Annotated in this window: 12 protein-coding genes and 1 riboswitch; of the genes, 9 read left to right on the top strand and 3 right to left on the bottom strand. The window is 46.2% G+C overall.

Going from position 1 to position 18485, the window contains the following annotated elements; all coding sequences use genetic code 11:
- Window positions 1–22 precede the first annotated feature (22 nt).
- Genes EPL05_RS05290 through EPL05_RS05280 form a run of 3 tightly spaced genes read left to right on the top strand, consistent with a single transcriptional unit; the run spans window position 23 to window position 3457 of the window.
- A complete protein-coding gene (locus EPL05_RS05290; RefSeq protein ID WP_128532807.1) occupies window positions 23–1858 on the top strand; it encodes an ABC transporter ATP-binding protein in 1836 nt (611 codons plus the stop codon).
- A 12-nt stretch (window positions 1859–1870) separates the two neighbouring features.
- Window positions 1871–2467: a hypothetical protein gene (locus EPL05_RS05285; protein WP_128532805.1), complete on the top strand. Its 597-nt coding sequence runs from the start codon at window positions 1871–1873 to the stop codon at window positions 2465–2467.
- Window positions 2468–2506: 39 nt separating this feature from the next.
- A complete protein-coding gene (locus tag EPL05_RS05280; RefSeq protein WP_128532804.1) occupies window positions 2507–3457 on the top strand; it encodes a nucleotide-diphospho-sugar transferase in 951 nt (316 codons plus the stop codon).
- A 48-nt stretch (window positions 3458–3505) separates the two neighbouring features.
- Here EPL05_RS05280 and EPL05_RS05275 read toward each other — a convergent pair whose 3' ends face one another.
- Window positions 3506–4198 (bottom strand): porin family protein, encoded by a 693-nt coding sequence (locus EPL05_RS05275; protein WP_128532802.1) that lies wholly within the window; start codon window positions 4196–4198, stop codon window positions 3506–3508.
- A gap of 344 nt (window positions 4199–4542) precedes the next feature.
- On the opposite strand from EPL05_RS05275, the gene EPL05_RS05270 reads away from it, so the two are divergent.
- Window positions 4543–6267, top strand: coding sequence for a glycoside hydrolase family 3 protein (locus EPL05_RS05270; RefSeq protein ID WP_128532800.1), 1725 nt, complete (start codon window positions 4543–4545; stop codon window positions 6265–6267).
- On the opposite strand, the gene EPL05_RS05265 is transcribed toward EPL05_RS05270, so the two are convergent.
- Window positions 6262–7848 (bottom strand): S41 family peptidase, encoded by a 1587-nt coding sequence (locus EPL05_RS05265; protein ID WP_128532798.1) that lies wholly within the window; start codon window positions 7846–7848, stop codon window positions 6262–6264. The two genes, EPL05_RS05270 and EPL05_RS05265, sit on opposite strands and share 6 nt — an antisense overlap.
- 225 nt (window positions 7849–8073) lie before the next feature.
- On the opposite strand from EPL05_RS05265, the gene murQ reads away from it, so the two are divergent.
- The 5 genes from murQ to metF all read left to right on the top strand — a co-directional run bounded on the left by murQ (window position 8074) and on the right by metF (window position 16042).
- Complete coding sequence (gene murQ, locus EPL05_RS05260; protein ID WP_128532796.1) at window positions 8074–8883, top strand: N-acetylmuramic acid 6-phosphate etherase; 810 nt, start codon at window positions 8074–8076, stop codon at window positions 8881–8883.
- A gap of 53 nt (window positions 8884–8936) precedes the next feature.
- Window positions 8937–9503 carry a hypothetical protein gene (locus EPL05_RS05255; RefSeq protein WP_128532794.1) on the top strand — a complete coding sequence of 189 codons (567 nt, stop codon included), beginning with the start codon at window positions 8937–8939 and terminating at the stop codon, window positions 9501–9503.
- Window positions 9504–9617: 114 nt separating this feature from the next.
- The gene (locus EPL05_RS05250) at window positions 9618–10352 is read left to right on the top strand and encodes a Bax inhibitor-1/YccA family protein (RefSeq protein ID WP_128532792.1); all 735 of its coding nucleotides are present in this window, start codon (window positions 9618–9620) and stop codon (window positions 10350–10352) included.
- Window positions 10353–11032: 680 nt separating this feature from the next.
- Window positions 11033–11142: riboswitch (SAM riboswitch) on the top strand.
- Window positions 11143–11304: 162 nt separating this feature from the next.
- The gene (gene metH, locus EPL05_RS05245; RefSeq protein ID WP_128532790.1) at window positions 11305–15024 is read left to right on the top strand and encodes a methionine synthase; all 3720 of its coding nucleotides are present in this window, start codon (window positions 11305–11307) and stop codon (window positions 15022–15024) included.
- A gap of 61 nt (window positions 15025–15085) precedes the next feature.
- On the top strand, window positions 15086–16042 hold the full coding sequence (gene metF / locus EPL05_RS05240) for a methylenetetrahydrofolate reductase [NAD(P)H] (protein ID WP_128532788.1): 957 nt from the start codon (window positions 15086–15088) through the stop codon (window positions 16040–16042).
- A gap of 54 nt (window positions 16043–16096) precedes the next feature.
- Here the strand turns inward: metF and EPL05_RS05235 are convergent, their stop codons facing one another.
- Window positions 16097–18454, bottom strand: a complete 2358-nt coding sequence (locus tag EPL05_RS05235; protein WP_128532786.1) for a hypothetical protein — start codon at window positions 18452–18454, stop codon at window positions 16097–16099.
- Between the last annotated feature and the right edge of the window lie 31 nt (window positions 18455–18485).

Below are 18485 nucleotides of genomic sequence, written 5' to 3'. Positions count from 1 at the left end.
TTGCACCTCTATATTATTTTTAATGAAGACCTATTTTCGTCTGCTTTCTTTTGCTAACCCCATTGCCCGGTTTGCTATTCCTTATATTATATCCACCGTACTTTACGTAATTTTCAGTACCAGCGTATTGGTTTTGCTGGGGCCGCTGATGAACACGCTATTTGATGTGAGTAAAGATAGCGTCCATACAGCTGCAGAAGTTTTGAAAAAGCCATCGATGCTTGATCTTTCGGGCTGGTTTAAATATTACCTCCAATATTTTTTAACCAATTACGACAGGTGGGCGGCCCTCAAATTTGTGTGCGGCGTAATTGTAGTTTCTGTTTTTTTAGGGAACCTGTTTCGGTACATATCCCAGCGTGTTATGGAAAATTTGCGCGTTTACACCCTGCTCAATTTGCGCCGCGCCGTATTTAATAACGTGATGAACCTGCACATGGCTTATTTTAATAACGAGCGTAAGGGCGATATCATTACCAAGGTATCATCAGACGTGCAGGTGGTGCAATTTTCTGTAACCAGCACTTTGCAGGTTGCTTTTAAAGAGCCTTTGCAATTGATCGCCTTTCTCGTGGCACTGTTTTTAATATCGGTAAAACTAACGCTCATTTCGCTATTGGTTATCCCTATATCGGGCTTTATCATCTCGCGTATTGTAAAACGCCTAAAATCACAGGCGGTGGCAGGGCAGGAATCTTATGCCAACATGATCAGTTATTTGGATGAAGCACTATCAGGTATAAAAATCATCAAGGCTTTTAACGCTACCGATTTTATTAAGGACCGGTTTGATAACGAGAATAAAAAGTATTCAAAAATATCCAAATCGATAGCTAAGCGCCAGCAACTGGCATCGCCGGTATCCGAAAGTTTATCTATCACTATGGTAGCCTTTATTATGCTGTACGGCGGGTATATGATCTACAACAACACCTCCGAGCTTGATCCCGGGCATTTTGTGGCCTATATCGCGCTATTTTCGCAGCTGATGCGCCCTGCAAAGGCGCTGACCGATTCTTTTAGCAACATCCACTCTGGCATTGCTGCCGGTGAGCGCGTGCTGGCACTGATAGATGAAAAACCAGCGGTTACCGATGCAAAAAACGCGGTAGCGTTAAACGGTTTTAATGATGCTATCCGTTTTGAGAATGTAACCTTTGCCTATCAGGAGAAGCAGGTTTTATCTAATGTGAATATTACTATCCCCAAAGGTAAATCGGTAGCCTTGGTTGGTCCATCGGGCGGTGGTAAATCTACAATGATGGACCTCATTCCCCGCTTTATGGATCCGCAGGAAGGCCGCATCACGGTAGATGGTGAAGACATTAAACAAGTAACGGCAAACTCCCTGCGTGGCTTAATGGGTGTTGTAAACCAGGAATCGCTTTTGTTTAACGACACTATTTACAATAACATCGCCTTTGGCAAAACCGATGTAAAGCCCGAAGAGGTGGAGGCTGCTGCGCGCATTGCCAATGCCCATAATTTTATTTTAGATACCGATAACGGTTACCAAACCAATGTGGGCGATAGGGGTGCCAAACTCTCCGGCGGGCAAAGGCAGCGTATTTGTATTGCCCGCGCAGTACTCAATAACCCGCCCATTATGCTGTTGGACGAGGCCACGTCGGCCCTGGATACCGAATCTGAAAAACTGGTACAGGAAGCGTTAAATAACCTGATGAAGAACCGTACATCGCTCATCATCGCCCACCGTTTAAGCACCATCCAAAATGCCGATAAGATTATCGTACTGGAAGGCGGGAAGGTAATAGAAGAGGGTACGCATCAGCAACTATTGGCGCAAAACGGTTTATACCGCAGGCTGATAGATATGCAAACCTTTAACGAAGGGTAGGGCTGCACAACAATGATACACGTTATAATTACTACCGCAAATATTGCAGAAGCATACGATAGTCGCAAAGCCCAATATATCGAATCCATTGAGGCTTGCCTGCAATACCAACAATATTTTGATTCGTATACCGTGCTGGAATGTGTATCTGCAAACGAGCAGTACCTTGATGCATATAATACCCACTATAGTACACTTGGTAACCCGTTCCCTAATAAAGGGCTGAACGAAATGAGCCACCTAAAAGGTTATTTGGAAAACGCTGTCCTCCCCAATGATGCGGCCATTATTAAACTTTCGGGAAAGTATGTTATTGAGGATTACTATTTTTTTGAAAAGGTGGCAAAACTGAAAGATGAGTTTGACAGCCTGTTTAAAAATGATAATGATGTGTACGTGGGTAATGGGTACCATACTTTTTTCTATTACATGAAAAAGGGGCTTTTTTTGGATACCATTAATAGCCTCGAATTTTCAGTTGGCAATATTCGGCCCATAGAGTGGGATGTGAAAAGCTATTTAATGGTCAACGAGCGGCATGCCGAGATAGACCGCCTCGGGCTTATAGCCCGGCAGGGCACCAACTCCGAGAAAATATTCCGTTGTTAGGCAAGGCGCGTGGCGGCTTTAAATAAATACCTTTGTAACATGAATGCAGGCAGCTCAGCATATCAAACCAAATCTGCGGTACTCTTTATCATATTTAACCGCCCCGGCGTTACAGGGCAGGTTTTTGATAAGATAAAAGAAGCCCGCCCGCCAAGGTTATACATAGCAGCAGATGGTGCTCGCAGCAATCACGATGGTGAAACTGCGTTGTGCCGGGAAACCCGCGAAGTGGTTGGTAAGATAGATTGGTTGTGCGATGTGAAAACACTTTTCCGGACTGATAACCTTGGGTGCAAAGAAGCGGTATCATCCGCAGTAACCTGGTTTTTTCAGCAGGAGGAGGAGGGGATCATATTAGAAGACGATTGCCTGCCAGCCAACAGCTTCTTTGAATTTTGCGACGAGTTGTTGGAACTTTACCGCTACGATACCCGCATACGGCACATAACAGGCTGCAATTTGCAGCAGGGTAAAAAATGGGGAGCTGCCAGTTACTATTTCTCTAACATTACCCACATTTGGGGCTGGGCAGGTTGGCGCAGGGTATGGAAAGATTATGATAAAAACCTTAGCCGGTATAGCGAAAGCGAAGTTAAGCACCAGTTAGAGAATGTATTTGGCCACACCATGGTAGTAGAAGCCTGGGTGGAAATTTTTAAATGGGTAAAGGCCGGTGAAATAGATACCTGGGATTACCAATACGGTTTCCTGAATTATTTTAACAACAGCCTCTGTATAATCCCAAACCAAAACCTCATCAGCAATATTGGTTTCGGCGTAAGTTCTACTAATACGCACAATGCGACTGACCCCAACGCGGCCATACCTTTAGAAGAAATGGGCAGCCTTACCCATCCGCTTTATTTCCTGCCCGAAAAGCAGGCCGACTTTTGTACAATAGATCGCGATTTTAATATTGCCAAACGTGTAGAACGTTATAACAGGCCCAACCGGAAATTAAAACGTTGGTTCAAATCCGTTTTTAAATAACAAAGCCACCCCTTTCGAGGTGGCTTCGGTATATTGCCCCCGGTAATATTACTGAAACTTAAACCCTAAGCCTATCTGGAATACCTGGTTGCGGTAATCGGGGATGCTGGAGTTTGCGTCGCCGCGGTTTTGGTTAAAGTCCAGCGCGTAACGGAAACGGAGTTCCGCGTTGCGATTAAGATCGAAACCAACACCAATTAAACCCGACAGGTAACTTTTATCGCGCAGGCCGTCGTAATTATCACGGTAAATGGTGCTGAAACCATCATCGTAAGTATTACGGGTTGATGTTTGGAAGGTAAGCTGCGGGCCAACCACAATATTAAAACCCCTGGTTACGCGTAATTTGGCAAGCAAAGGGATATCAATAAAATTGGTGCGCTGGCGGAAGGTACCGTCCGGTGTTTCGGCTTTGTAGCCTTTTTGCGAGAACAGAAACTCCGGCGCGAAGGAAAGCGGGTAAGCAATAGGTACTTCAAATGTTAAACCGATGTGTGCGCCCGCTACGCTGCTGGTACTAAAATCGGCATTGTAGGCATCAACCGTGTTGCTGATGTTTAGACCACCGGCAATACCCACCTTGGGTTTGTACCAATCGTCGACGGGGCGGTAACGGTGTGACTGCTGCTGAGGCGGTAAGCGCCTGACTACACGGCGCGGGTACCGGCGGGGGCCATCCTGCGCATTTACCGAGGCCGCCATGGTAAGCAGGCCTATAGCTAAAAAGAGTAATTTTTTCATGTTTTTTTGATGTTTATCGAAGCTATTAAGGCATACCTTGCCCGCGCCGCTTACTGGTTATGTTGATTTTTTATATTCAATAGAGTATTTTTTTTCGTTAAGGTTTATTTAGGTGCTGATAAAATAGATGTTGATTTTAAATTGTATCAGTTTTTTTACAAGAAGGAGGTCTGAATCAGAATTTATAGGATTGAGAATTTTCAGAACAAAGAGAAAATCAACCTAAGCACCTATCAGGCCTGTACATTAAATTCTGTTCATTCTAAAATTCTGAAAATCCTGATTCTGACAATCAAAAAAAACAATTACCCGTTTTTAAGATTTAAGCTACATTTACCATCGCCATGCAGTTGAAAAAATACTTTAGCTATATCCTCGTTTTCGCCCTTATTTTAATAGTTGAGAGCAGCTTTGCCCAAAAGACCAGCCTTGTGAGTTCGCTCGCGCTGCAAAACCAGTGGGTAGATTCTGTTTACAATAAACTGAACCGCAGGCAGCGCATTGGCCAGTTGTTTTTTGTGCGCGCCCATACCAATCGCGGGCAGGCTTATTCCGACTCGGTAGGGAAGGTGATCAAAAAAGAGCATGTTGGCGGCCTGGTGTTTTTCCAGGGCGGGCCGGGCAGGCAGGCCAATTTGGTTAATCAGTATCAGCAGATCTCGCGTATCCCCCTGCTTATTGCTATGGATGGGGAATGGGGGTTGGGGATGCGACTGGATTCTACCATATCATACCCGTACCAAATGGCGCTTGGTGCCATACAGGATAATAACCTTATTTACAAAATGGGGCAGGCCGTAGCTTACGATTTTAAAAGGCTGGGTGTGCAGATCAACTTCGCGCCCGATTTTGATGTGAATAACAACCCCAATAACCCGGTGATCAACTACCGTTCGTTTGGCGATAATAAATACAATGTGGCCCGCAAAGGCATAGCTTACGCCAAAGGAATGCAGAATGCCGGCCTCATCGCGATAGCCAAACACTTCCCGGGGCATGGAGATACCAATGTAGATTCGCACTTCGATCTACCCTTGTTGCCCTTTACACGCGAACGGCTGGATTCCCTGGAGATGTACCCTTTTCACGAAGCCATCAACGCGGGCATCGGTGGCGTAATGATAGCCCACATGAGCATCCCCTCGCTGGATACCACCAAAAATTTGCCGTCCACCTTATCGCGCCCTATTATTACCGATATCTTAAAAGATTCGCTGATGTTTAAAGGGCTGGTGGTGTCTGATGCCATGGAGATGAAGGGCGTAACCAAATACTTCCCCAACGGCGAGGCCGACCTGAAAACCTTTATGGCCGGTATGGATCTGATAGAACTATCGGAGAACTCCAAAAACGCAGCCAAGCTCATCCGCAAGGAAGTGCGTAAAAAACACATCGCCCCTGAAGAATTTGAGGCCAAGGTGAAAAAGATATTAGCCGCCAAGTACTGGGCAGGCTTAAGCACTTACACACCTATTGTAACCGAAAACTTAGCGCAGGACCTTAACCGCCCCGCCGCCACCGAACTGGTGCAGCAGCTAAGCGATGCAGCCATCACGCTGATAAAAGGCGATAGTCGTTTGCTGAAACAGGATACCACCAAGAAAACCGCCATTGTAAGTATCGGCGTAACCGGGCAAACTGTTTTTCAGCAGGAACTTTCCAAAAAATACCCAAACAGCATGTTGTTTTTGGTTGGCAAGGATACCCCGGTATCGGCCCTGAAAAAAATGCTTGAGTCATTAAAGCAATATGAGCAGGTGTTTGTAAGTATCCATGATACCCGCCTGCGCCCCCAAAGTAAGCTGGATTACAGCAGCGATGTGAAGCTGCTAATTGCCGAACTGGCCGCCAAAAACAATTCGGTAATTAGTGTATTTGCAAATGCTTATACCATTGCTGGTTTGCCGGGCATAGAAAAAAGCGGTGCTATTTTGGTGGGGTATCAAAAGGATGATTCCATGCAGCGTGCTGCCGTAAAAGCCATAACCGGGCAAATTAAGCCAACCGGTAAGTTGCCGGTAAGTGTGAATACATTTTTCCCAACCGGTACAGGGATGAACCAGTTATAGTTCCACCGCTTTTTTAAAGGTATTGTCGCCCTCGTTTAACACGCGGTAGTAGGCGTTATTGCCCCATTTAAAACGGGCGGTGTTAGCCTTAAGCAAGGTTTTAATGATGTTGGCAGATAGTTGCAATTCCCTTGGGTCTACCTGTTCCAAACTTTTCGCCGAGTATTGGATAAAGGCGTTAAACTCCGTATCAGTAATGTTATATTGCTTTACAAAGTCGTTCTCGGTGTTGAATTTTTTGAACACCGGTTGCAGCTTATCTATCACATAAGCAGTAAATAATTGCTTATCGGTAAGGTCTTCCAATAACTGTGTATTTCGGGTGGTATCGGCAGGTACAAAAACATCGGGCATAATACCGCCAGAGCTAAATACCTTGCGCCCGTTGGATGTATGGTAGGTAGATGCCCCAACAAAAGCACTATCGGCAAGGCTGTTGCCTGCGGATAATAGTTCTCCTTTACGCACGCGGTTGGCCAGGTCGTTATGGTAACTCTGGATGCCGTTCTTATATGATTTTTGTATCGATCTGCCCGATGGGGTATAATACCTGGCTACGGTAAGGTTTATAGCAGTGCCATCCCCAAACGGAAATTGCTGCTGAACCAAACCCTTGCCAAAGGAACGCCTGCCTACAATAGTGGCCCTGTCAAGGTCCTGCAGCGCGCCCGCCAGTATTTCACTCGCGCTGGCCGAGTATTCGTCTATAATAATGTTGAGCTTTCCCTGCTCGTAACTGCCCGAATCGGTAGCAAAGTAATCTGTACGGGGTTCGTGGGCGCCTTTGGTATAAACGATCAGTTTGTCCTTAAGTAAAAATTCATCGGCCATGGCAGTAGCCGTGTTGAGGTAGCCACCACCGTTACCGCGCAGATCCAGCACCAGTTTTTGCATCCCGTCCAGCTTTAAATTGGTAAGGGCTGCTCTGAAATCCTTATCGGTAGTAGATGCAAATTTGCTTATTTTGATGTAACCTGTAGTGCCCGATATAAAGTAAGCATCGAGGCTGCTAAGCGTTACCCGCCCGCGTTTAATGAGATAATCTTTTTTTAGTCCGTTGCTTTTTTCTACACTGAGGGTTATCTGCGAATCCTTCTCGCCCCTGAAAGTTTTGCTGATGCGAGGTTGGGTAAGTTTAGTGCCCGAGAATGCTGCGCCATCTACTAAGAGCACCCTGTCGCCCGTACTTAACCCTGCCTTTGCCGCCGGGCCGCCGGGGTAAACCTGGGTAACAAACAAGGTATCGCGCAGTATCTGATATTCCAGCCCAATGCCGTTAAAGCCGCCGCCCAATCGCTCGTTGATGGATTGCGCCTGTTGTGCCGGCAGGTAAACCGAATGCGGATCGAGGTTTTGCAGCATATCGTTCACGGTTACGCCGGCAATGCTGTCTACGTCTACCGAGTCTACATAGTTTTGATTTACCAGCGCCAGTACTTTGGAGATCTTATCATCGCTGCGCGAAAAACTAAGGCCAAAGTGGCGGCCTGCAAAATTATTGTTGGTAATGATGGTGCCGATGATTATCCCGATGAGGATGAGAATTATGGTCCGGAAAATAACGCCCGCAGTTTGTTTCATGTAGTGATTGCCTTGCAAATTTAATCAATAAGCTTTATAGCCTATAATTTATATCATCTTCTTTAGTAATGCCTTTGTAAGATATTAATACGTATTTATCGCTTTTGCAGACTTCACCAATCGGTACTATTTGAACCGATTGGGAATTATTTTAAACCGTTCGCACCGCTATCTTCTTTGCTTTGATGTTTTTTATTCAATTTTGTTAAAATTATTTTGCCCGAAATGGAAATAACCACCGAAAAGGATTCTAAATACACAGGACTGGAGAAAATGCCGCTGTTGGACATCCTCCAAAATATCAATAACGAAGATAAAACCGTACCCCTGGCTGTTGAAAAAGCGCTGGAGCAAATAGAAGACCTGGCCACCATCGTAACCGAAAAAATGCGCATTGGCGGGCGCCTGTTTTACATTGGCGCAGGCACCAGCGGCAGGCTGGGCGTGGTAGATGCTTCGGAATGCCCGCCAACGTTTGGCGTGCCCTTCGATTGGGTGGTGGGCATTATTGCCGGCGGAGATACCGCTATTCGCCGTGCAGTTGAATTTGCCGAGGACGACCGCCAGCAAGCCTGGAAGGACCTGATGGAGTTTAACGTTAACGAGAACGATGTGGTGGTAGGGATAGCGGCATCGGGCACAACGCCCTATGTTATCGGCGGCCTGCAAAAGGCCAACGACCATAATATTGCCACTGGCTGCATAGTTTGCAATAGCGGCAGCCCTGTAGCGGCCGAAGCACAATACCCGGTAGAAGTAGTGGTAGGCCCCGAGTTTGTTACCGGCAGCACCCGGATGAAAGCAGGCACCGCGCAAAAGCTGGTTTTAAACATGCTGAGCACAAGTGTGATGATCCAGATGGGCCGTGTAAAGGGTAATAAAATGGTGGATATGCAGTTAAGCAATAACAAACTGGTGGATCGCGGTGCCCGGATGGTGATGAGCGAAACCGGCCTTAGCCACACAGCCGCCGCCGCCCTGTTAAAGCAGCACGGCAGCGTAAGAAAAGCTGTATCGGCACATTCTAAAAGTTAAGATTTCGGTTAAATCCGATTTTGAATTTTAACTTTTGACTTTTGAATTGAACTATGCACGAGATAGAACCATATTATAAATGGCGCGATGATTACGTAGCAGCGGAAGACGAGTATTCGCCTTTTTACGCTACTACGTACAACGAGTTTGAGTTTGATAAGCAGATATACAATTACCTGCTGCACCCGCAATGGGATTCGTTTGGGTCTAACACGCTGTATATGAAGGTGCTTTTTGTTGATTACGACCGGGGCTACAGCATCATCGAATTTATTGGCGAGTGGAACGATGCTATCAACAACGATATTATGCTGCTGAAGCGCGAGATACTGGAGTTGATGATAGATCAGGGCGTTAACAAATTTGTACTGATAGGCGAGAACGTGCTCAACTTCCACCATTCCGACGATAGCTATTACGAAGAATGGTTTCAGGATGTGGAGGATGGCTGGATAGCCGGCATCAACTTCCAGGACCATGTGATCAAAGAATTTAAGAATAGCAACATCGATTACTACATCAACTTTGGCGGCCAGCTCGACGAGTTGAACTGGCGGGCGTTAAAACCCGTGCAGCTGTTTAAAAAAGTGGAAGAACAGCTCACCAAAAGATTAAATTGAGATGATGCAGCATTCGTAACATCAGTGTAAAAACAGCGTTTAAACATTACAACATTTAAACTTTGTTACCTTTCAACAATCATTATATTCGTACAAATAATTTCTCTATAAAAAATGGAAACTAAAACTTCAAATTTTGTTTACGATAATGTTAGCCAGGTAGAAAATGCCGAGGCTTCCCGTAAATTTATAGCAAACGTATTCATGTGGATGTTTGTAGCCCTTGGCGTTTCTGCCTTGTGTACTTACGCGTTCGCTTTTGTGCCCGAGCTTAGCGGCATGCTTCGCAATAATATAACAGGCAGAAATAACCTTTTAGGTACTGTAGTAATGTTTGCGCCACTTGCGTTCGTGCTCATCATCTCTTTCGGGTTTAACAAACTGAGTTATTTTGCCGCGGTGCTTTTATTCTTCGCTTTTTCGGCTGTGATGGGTATAAGCCTCAGCTACATATTTTTGATCTACTCAATCGGTACCATATCAGGCGTTTTTGTAACATCATCTATCGTATTTGGTGTAATGGCAGTGGGCGGGTACATTACCCACCAGGACCTTACCAAGTTCGGTTCTATCATGATCATGCTGTTAGTGGGTATTGTAGTAGCCAGCTTCCTTAATTTCTTTATCGGTAGCAGTGGCCTCGATCTTATAATCAGCTACGTAGGTGTAGCCGTTTTTGTTGGTTTAACCGCTTATGACGTACAAAAACTGAAACGCATTGGCGCAGGTTTAGAGTACGGCGAAGCATCAACCAAGAAGATGGCCATTTTAGGCGCACTTACCTTGTACCTTGATTTTGTGAACTTGTTCCTGATGTTGTTACGCGTATTTGGCGGCAACAGGAGGTAAAAGTATTTTCATACTGATTTTTTGAAAAGCCGCGTGACGCGGCTTTTCCTGTTTTTGGCTAACGCCTCATCTGATCCTCTCCAATAGAGAGGGCTTTAACTTGGTGAATTTAGAACGCTCTCCTCTGGGGAGCAATAGCCCATCAAAGACACTGGTTATTAAATTTATTCACGGGTTCATAATAAAAGACTTGGAATTTATGGTGACACTATTTTCTGGAAAAAAATGTTAACCCTCCGTTTTTTAATTTATTGGTTATTAGATAATTGAAAAATATTTTTTGAAATTGTGTTAACTTTTGTTAACCCTAATCAAACCGAGAAAAGGTGGCCAATGCGCAAAAAGAGCCCAAATGGAAGCGTTTTATAATGGGGCTAATAAACGGATAGGTTGGCGATTCATAAAACGTTCCGATGGAACGTGGTGTGACTTGCTCCTTTTCTACCCATAAAACATCCCGATGGGATGAAAAATGCAGTCGTTCCATCGGAACGTCTCATGGGTAGAAAAATAATAGCGATTTTCACGTTCCAGCGCAACGTTTTATGAATTCTGTCTAATGATAGGTTATTACTTTCCAAAGGAGAGGGTAGGGTGAGGCTGCTAATTGCCCTATGGCAACTTCTTTTCGCCGGCGGCTATCCTGTTGCACATTACAACATTAATATTCATATTTGTAATGCTTATGGAGAAAGGCGGAGGGATTAGACCCTGCGATGTCTTGGCAACCTGTGCTTACAAGGTGCTACATTCTACTTAGCCGGGAGAAATCGGTTAGGAAAGATAAGCGAAAGTCAAACGAGTTATACCCTGACTTTTCGAAATAAGTTTTATTCAGTATCAAGTAATTAGTATCAGGTATCAAGACCTTTTTTGTCTTCTGCCCGGTGATAAAACCAAGTGTTGGAAATTTCCATACTTGCTACTTGCTACTAACTACTTGATACCCCAAATGGATATTAGAAAAGAATTAGAAAAACGCATCCTGGTTATTGATGGCGCAATGGGCACCATGATACAACGGTACGAACTCACCGAGGAGGATTTCCGCGGCGAGCGTTTCCGCGATCATGCATCGGACCTTAAGGGCAATAACGACCTGCTGAATATCACCCGCCCGGATGTGATCAAAGCCATCCATGCCGAATATTTGGATGCCGGGGCGGATATTATTGAGACCAATACTTTTAGTACCCAAAAGATCTCCCTGGCCGATTACCACCTCGAAGAACTTGATTACGAACTAAGCTACGAAGGTGCCCGCATAGCCCGCGAAGTAGCCGATGAATATACTGCCAAAAATCCCAACAAGCCCCGCTTCGTGGCAGGCGCCGTTGGTCCAACAAACCGTACGGCCTCCCTTTCACCAGATGTGAACGACCCGGGTTACCGAGCTGTTACCTTTGATGATTTAGCCGAAGCTTATTACGAGCAGGTGCGTGGTTTGGTAGATGGTGGCTCTGATGTATTACTGGTCGAGACCATCTTCGATACACTAAACGCCAAAGCGGCGCTGTTCGCTATCGACAGGTATAAAAAAGAATGTAAAGAGGCTGGCAAAGATTATCTTGCCTTCCGCGATACCGGCGGTGTGATGATCTCCGGTACCATTACCGATGCCTCGGGCCGTACGCTTTCGGGGCAAACGGTGGAGGCTTTCTGGAATTCCATTAGTCATGCTAACCTGCTTTCGGTAGGCTTGAATTGTGCTTTGGGAGCTAAGGAAATGCGCCCGCACTTAGAGGAACTTTCCGAAAAAGCAGGGGTGTACATTTCTGCTTACCCCAACGCTGGTTTGCCAAATGAATTTGGCGCTTACGACGAAACCCCGCACGAAACCGCCCACCAGGTTGATGATTTTATCAAGGCCGGGCTGGTGAATATTGTTGGTGGTTGTTGTGGCACCACGCCGGACCATATCCGGTGCATTGCCGAAAAAGCCGCGAAGCACAGTCCGCGAAGAAAGCCGGAGATAGCGCCGTTTTTGCGCCTGAGCGGGCTTGAATCGGTTACGCTAACGCCCGAAACGAACTTTGTAAATATAGGCGAGCGTACCAATATCACGGGTTCGCCAAAGTTCTCTAAACTCATTTTGGCCGAAGATTACGAGGCCGCCCTAACCGTTGCCCTGCAGCAGGTTGAAGGCGGCGCGCAAGTGATCGATATTAATATGGATGAGGGGATGATAGATTCGGAAGCCGTAATGGTGAAATTCCTGAACCTCGTTGCCTCTGAGCCCGATATTGCCAAACTGCCCATCATGATCGATTCCAGTAAATGGACGGTTATCGAGGCCGGCTTAAAATGTTTACAAGGCAAGGGTATCGTAAACTCAATCTCGCTGAAAGAAGGCGAAGAAAAGTTTATCGAATATGCCCAAAAGATCCTGAGCTATGGTGCTGCTACAGTTGTAATGGCATTTGATGAAACCGGCCAGGCCGATTCCTTAGAACGGCGTAAAGAAATCTGCGAACGTAGCTACCGCATCCTGGTAGATAAGGTTGGCTTCCCACCGCAGGATATCATTTTCGACCCTAACATCCTGACCGTTGCAACCGGTTTGGAAGAACATAACAACTACGCGGTAGACTTTATTGAGGCTACCCGCTGGATAAAAAACAACCTGCCCTACGCTAAAGTAAGCGGCGGGGTGAGTAATATTTCGTTCTCGTTCCGCGGCAATAACGTGGTGCGCGAGGCTATGCACTCGGCATTCCTGTACCATGCCATTGGTGCCGGTTTGGATATGGGCATTGTAAACGCCGGCATGCTGGAAGTTTACGAACAGATCCCGAAGAATCTGCTGGAACTGGTGGAAGACGTACTGCTGAACCGCCGCGATGACGCAACCGAGCGTTTAGTGGTGTTTGCCGATACGATAAAATCGAAAGGTAAGGAGATCGTCCGTGATGAGGAGTGGCGCAAGAACCCGGTGGAGCAACGCTTATCGCATGCCCTTGTAAAAGGGATCATCGAATACCTGGACGAGGATGTGGAAGAAGCACGCCAAAAATTCGCCAAGCCGCTGGAAGTAATTGAAGGCCCTCTGATGGACGGCATGAATGTGGTGGGTGACTTGTTTGGTGCCGGTAAAATGTTCCTGCCACAGGTGGTAAAATCGGCCCGTGTGATGAAGAAGGCCGTAGCTTACCTGCTGCCCTTTATCGAACTGGAAAAACAACGCGTGATAGATGCCGGGGAAGATAGCAGCGGCAGTCGCGCCAATGCCGGTAAGATATTGATGGCCACTGTGAAGGGTGATGTACACGATATAGGTAAGAACATTGTAGGCGTTGTGCTGGCCTGTAACAACTTCGAGGTGATAGACCTTGGCGTGATGGTGCCTGCCCAGCGTATTATAGAAGAAGCAAAAAAACACGATGTGGATATCATTGGCCTTAGCGGTTTGATTACTCCATCGCTGGATGAGATGGTGCATTTTGCCAAAGAGATGGAGCGCCAGGAATTTACCATTCCGTTGATTATTGGCGGGGCGACAACTTCGCGGATCCACGCGGCTGTGAAGGTTGCACCCCATTATTCGGGTGCGGCTATACATGTGCTGGATGCATCGCGCAGCGTAACCGTTTGCAGTAGTTTGATGAACCGCGATAACCGCGATGCGTACATTAATGGCATAAAAGAGGAATACGCAAAAGCCCGTGAGGCACACGCCAATAAAAAGAACGATAAGCGCTTTATCAGCATAGAAGAAGCACGCGCCGGTAAATTTCAGATCAGCCTGGATGGCGATGTTGCGGTTAAACCAACCCTGCTCGGTACCAAAGTTTTTGAAGCTTACCCGCTGGAGGAGCTGGTGCCTTATATTGATTGGACGCCATTCTTTCACACCTGGGAACTGCGCGGCAGCTATCCAAAGATCTTTAATGATAAATACGTGGGCACCGAAGCTAAAAAGCTTTACGATGACGCGCAGGCATTGTTAAAACGCGTGGTTGATAACAAGCTACTCACCGCCAATGGTGTTATCGGTTTTTGGCCGGCAAACAGCGTTGGCGATGATATTGAGATCTATACTGACGACACGCGCACAACCTTGCTTACCCGCATCCATACGCTGCGGCAGCAGGCAGAAAAGGCGAAGAACGAGCCGTACTATGCGTTGTCGGATTTTATTGCCCCTAAGGAAAGCGGGGTGCCCGATTACTGGGGTGGCTTTGCTGTAACAACCGGCATTGGCTGCGATGAACTGGTTGCCGAATTTGAGGCCGACCACGACGATTATAACAGCATTATGGCAAAAGCCATTGCCGATCGCTTTGCGGAAGCATTCGCCGAAAAAATGCACGAGTTGGTGCGTAAAGAATACTGGGGCTATAGTAAAGGCGAGCACCTGGATACCAACGAATTGATCAAGGAAGAATACCAGGGGATCCGCCCGGCACCGGGTTATCCCGCTTGCCCGGACCACACCGAGAAAACCACGTTGTTTGAGATACTGAAAGCGGAAGATAACGCCCACATGCAACTCACCGAAAGCCTGGCCATGATGCCGGCAGCATCGGTAAGCGGGTTTTATTTCGCGCATCCGCAGGCAAGGTATTTCGGGCTGGGTAAAATTAGTAAGGACCAGGTTGAAGATTACGCTCAGCGCAAAAATATGGATATAGAAACCGTAGAACGCTGGCTTGGCCCTAACATAAATTATTGATACGACGCTAATATCGTTACGTCGTTCCTCGCAACGACGTAACGGAAAGATATAACTTGTAATGAAAATAACTGAGCACATTCAGAACGCCGCAGGCAAAACCTTATTCTCTTTTGAACTCATCCCGCCATTAAAGGGGGAGAGTATCCAGGGTATTTATAACGCTATAGACCCGCTGATGGAGTTTAAGCCGCCGTTTATTGATGTAACATCGCTGCGCGAGGATTACATTTATAAACAGCACGAAACAGGCTTGTTAGAAAAGTTGGCTTACCGTAAGCGCCCGGGTACCATTGCCATCTGCGCGGCCATCATGAATAAGTACAAGGTAGATACCGTTCCGCATTTGCTTTGTGGCGGGTTTACGAAAGATGAAACTGAGAACGGGCTCATCGACCTGCAATTCCTTGGTATAGAGAACGTGCTGGTACTTCGTGGCGATGCACGCCGTGGCGACGCTTCTTTTGTGCCAACGCCAAACGGGCATTGCTACGCTACCGATCTGCTGCAGCAGGTGACCAACATGAACAAAGGCATTTACCTGCATGAGAACCACGAAGGCATCCTGAAATCTGATTTTTGCGTCGGCGTGGCCGGTTACCCCGAGAAGCACTTCGAAGCACCAAACCTGAAGACCGACTTTAAATACCTGAAGCAAAAGGTAGATATGGGTGCAGGTTTCATCGTAACCCAAATGTTTTTTGATAACCAAAAGTATTTTGATTTTGTGAATAGCTGCCGTGCAAGCGGTATTAATGTGCCTATCATCCCGGGACTGAAACCGATCACCACATCCAAGCAATTGGTAAACCTTTCCAAAACATTCCATATCGATATACCGGAGGGACTAAGTGACGCCATCCACGATTGCAAGGAGGAAAAGAACGTGAAGGATATTGGGATAGAATGGATGATAAACCAATGTAAGGAGCTGATGAAATTTGGCGCGCCGGTATTGCATTTTTACACCATGGGTAACCCCGGCCCAACAAAACGGATTGCGGAAGCGATATTTTAGCAAAAAACAACCGTAAGATATATACGGTCGTTTTTGTTTTGAAACGAGTGCTGCTTAAAGGGCCTTCTCCAGGTGTATTAACTTCCCGTCGAAGTTTATGCCTTCCAGTACAATTTTAAATTTTCGGGTAACATCATTGTTGTAAAATTTAATGGTGTACTCGTGGTTTTCCTTATCCATTATGATATTAGGGTTCCAGTACAGCGTGGTGCGCAGGTCGGGTTTGGAGACCATGATGCCGCTGGCATAATCGGGCGAAAAGAACTCCTTAACGGTTGTATAACCGGGCAGGATAATCATTTTTTTGTTTGAGCTATCAAAAACGAATCCCTTTCCATGTTTTGTATAAACAGATATCACCGCGCCCGGTGCACGGAAAGTGCCCCCCATAGATGGGTCGTAGATCTTTACATAGTCAAAATCATTCATGGCTGTGCCTGCAATATCGCTCACATCAACCTGGAAACCGTTGAGGAAAAAGTAAACCGCCTCATTTCGCCACATTACCTGCGGGGTAGTTAGGGGATAGGTGATCACCATTCCTGGTATTTTGCCTTGCAGGTATTGAAAAAATGACGAATAATTTAAAAAGCGCGGGTCGTCACCTACTTTGATCGTGGTAGAGATGCCATCCTTAAACACCCCGGAAGTGTACGTTTTCTCCAGTTTTTGCACCTGCGTTACCTTGGTTGATTTTACCTGTACCTCTTTAAGGCTACGCGTATTTTTCAACTGAAAAAGGTAATCCTGCATTCGTGGCGATAGTGCCGGCGGCGTTGTGGCAGCGGCACTATCGGGCGTAAGTGCTGTAAAAGGGTATGGGAAGCTTTTGATCAGCCCGTTATCAACCGAAAGTTTTACGCTGTTGGCGTTCAGTCGCTTATCTACAAATTTAAAAAACAGCTTGGCGTCGCCATAATAAATAAGCCCGTCCCTAAAAAAGTAGCCGCTTTTGTTAACCACCATGGGCAGCATTACCGAGTTGGTGTCGGTTTGCATAGTTACGGTACCGTAAGCCTCTTTATCCAACTCGCCGAGGCCGTTTAACTTACCTTTAATACTGATAAAGCGATATCCTGTAACGGTATCTGCCGGCACCTTTGCGGTATCGGTGCCCCAGTTATATTTTCGCCAGCCGTGGGTAAGCATCACCAGGTCTAAATTTTTGTCGGCGTTTTCCGTCTTGTCGGTAAAGTAATAATAGGGGTTTACAATTTTGCCATGAAGGTCTGCTGTTAACAGCAGATGCGAAACAATGTTATCCGCATTGGCGGATATGGGGTCCTGTTCGGCATCGGTAACAGCTATTGAAAAATTAGAGCGGATGGTATCTTTTATAGCCAGTTTTACCTGGTTAAGCCCTCGTTTGGCTTTGTTAATAGTAAGGCTGGTATCTATTTGAAAATTATGATCGTGGTTGTTTACAAAGGTGACGCGCTCGGCAACGGGTCGCTTGTTTTTGTTAAAGACGGTTAAATACAATATGCCCGTAGGCAGTTCTTTGGTGGGTATGGTGCCTGTAGACATCGCTCTTGCCGATAGATCTATATTAACCTGGTAAAATATATTACCATTAGCATAAACAATAAGGGTTAGCTGCTTATCGGCATCATTGGCGGTTGGCGAACGAAAGACATAAAACTTTTTACCGGCAGTAATATTCTCCACATGCAGGCTTACCCCGGTTAATTTTGCCTTTGGCAAGGGAGTGTTATGCTCCTGCCCGTTATTGTCTTTCCAAACAGCGGTATACGTTTGGTTTGGCTGCGGCGACATAGCAAAAAAGCCCATCCCATCGTGCGTTGTGGCAAAATCTGCCATAACATCGTTGCCGCTTTTGATCACACCGGAAGCATTCACAGGCATCCCATTTGCATCCGTTACTTTAAAAGCTATTAACCCGGGCACATTCTCTACCCAGTCGCCACCCTCCGGTAAAAAGCTGATTCTGGTAGAACCGGCGTTTACGTTCGCCTGGCTTTTTGACATGTTTATAACCGATAACGCTTTCGTATAAATAAAGCTACTGTCGCTTCGCAGCATGGATTCGGTGTAGGCGCGGCAATAAAAAGCGCTGCTTACGCTATCAATAGGTAATACCAGGTTGCCGGACGCCGTTGACTCGAACACAGGCGCGGTAACGCGGCTCATTACTTTGCCTTTATCATTCAGCAGCTCCAGGTAAAAATTCTTACCCGCTGTGGATCTTTTAGAGCCAGAGAATACGTAAGCCTTAAACCTGAGCGTATCGCCGGTTACGTAGCTGTTTTTATCGTAATGGATGTAAATTTTTTCCTGCGGATTCTTTTGTATTTGGTAATTGACCATCTCATCAATAGTTTGCGCAATACAGAGGTTGGCGAATAAAGATGCTATGACGAAGCAAAACAAGCGTGCTGATAACTGGTTCATTGGACAAGGAATAGGGTATCAAAGTAGGCAT

This window comes from Mucilaginibacter gilvus, assembly GCF_004054195.1.
In the GTDB taxonomy this organism is placed as follows: Bacteria; Bacteroidota; Bacteroidia; order Sphingobacteriales; family Sphingobacteriaceae; genus Mucilaginibacter; species Mucilaginibacter gilvus.
Note: the sequence above shows the minus strand (reverse complement) of the source record. Positions and strands in the feature narration are given on the sequence as shown.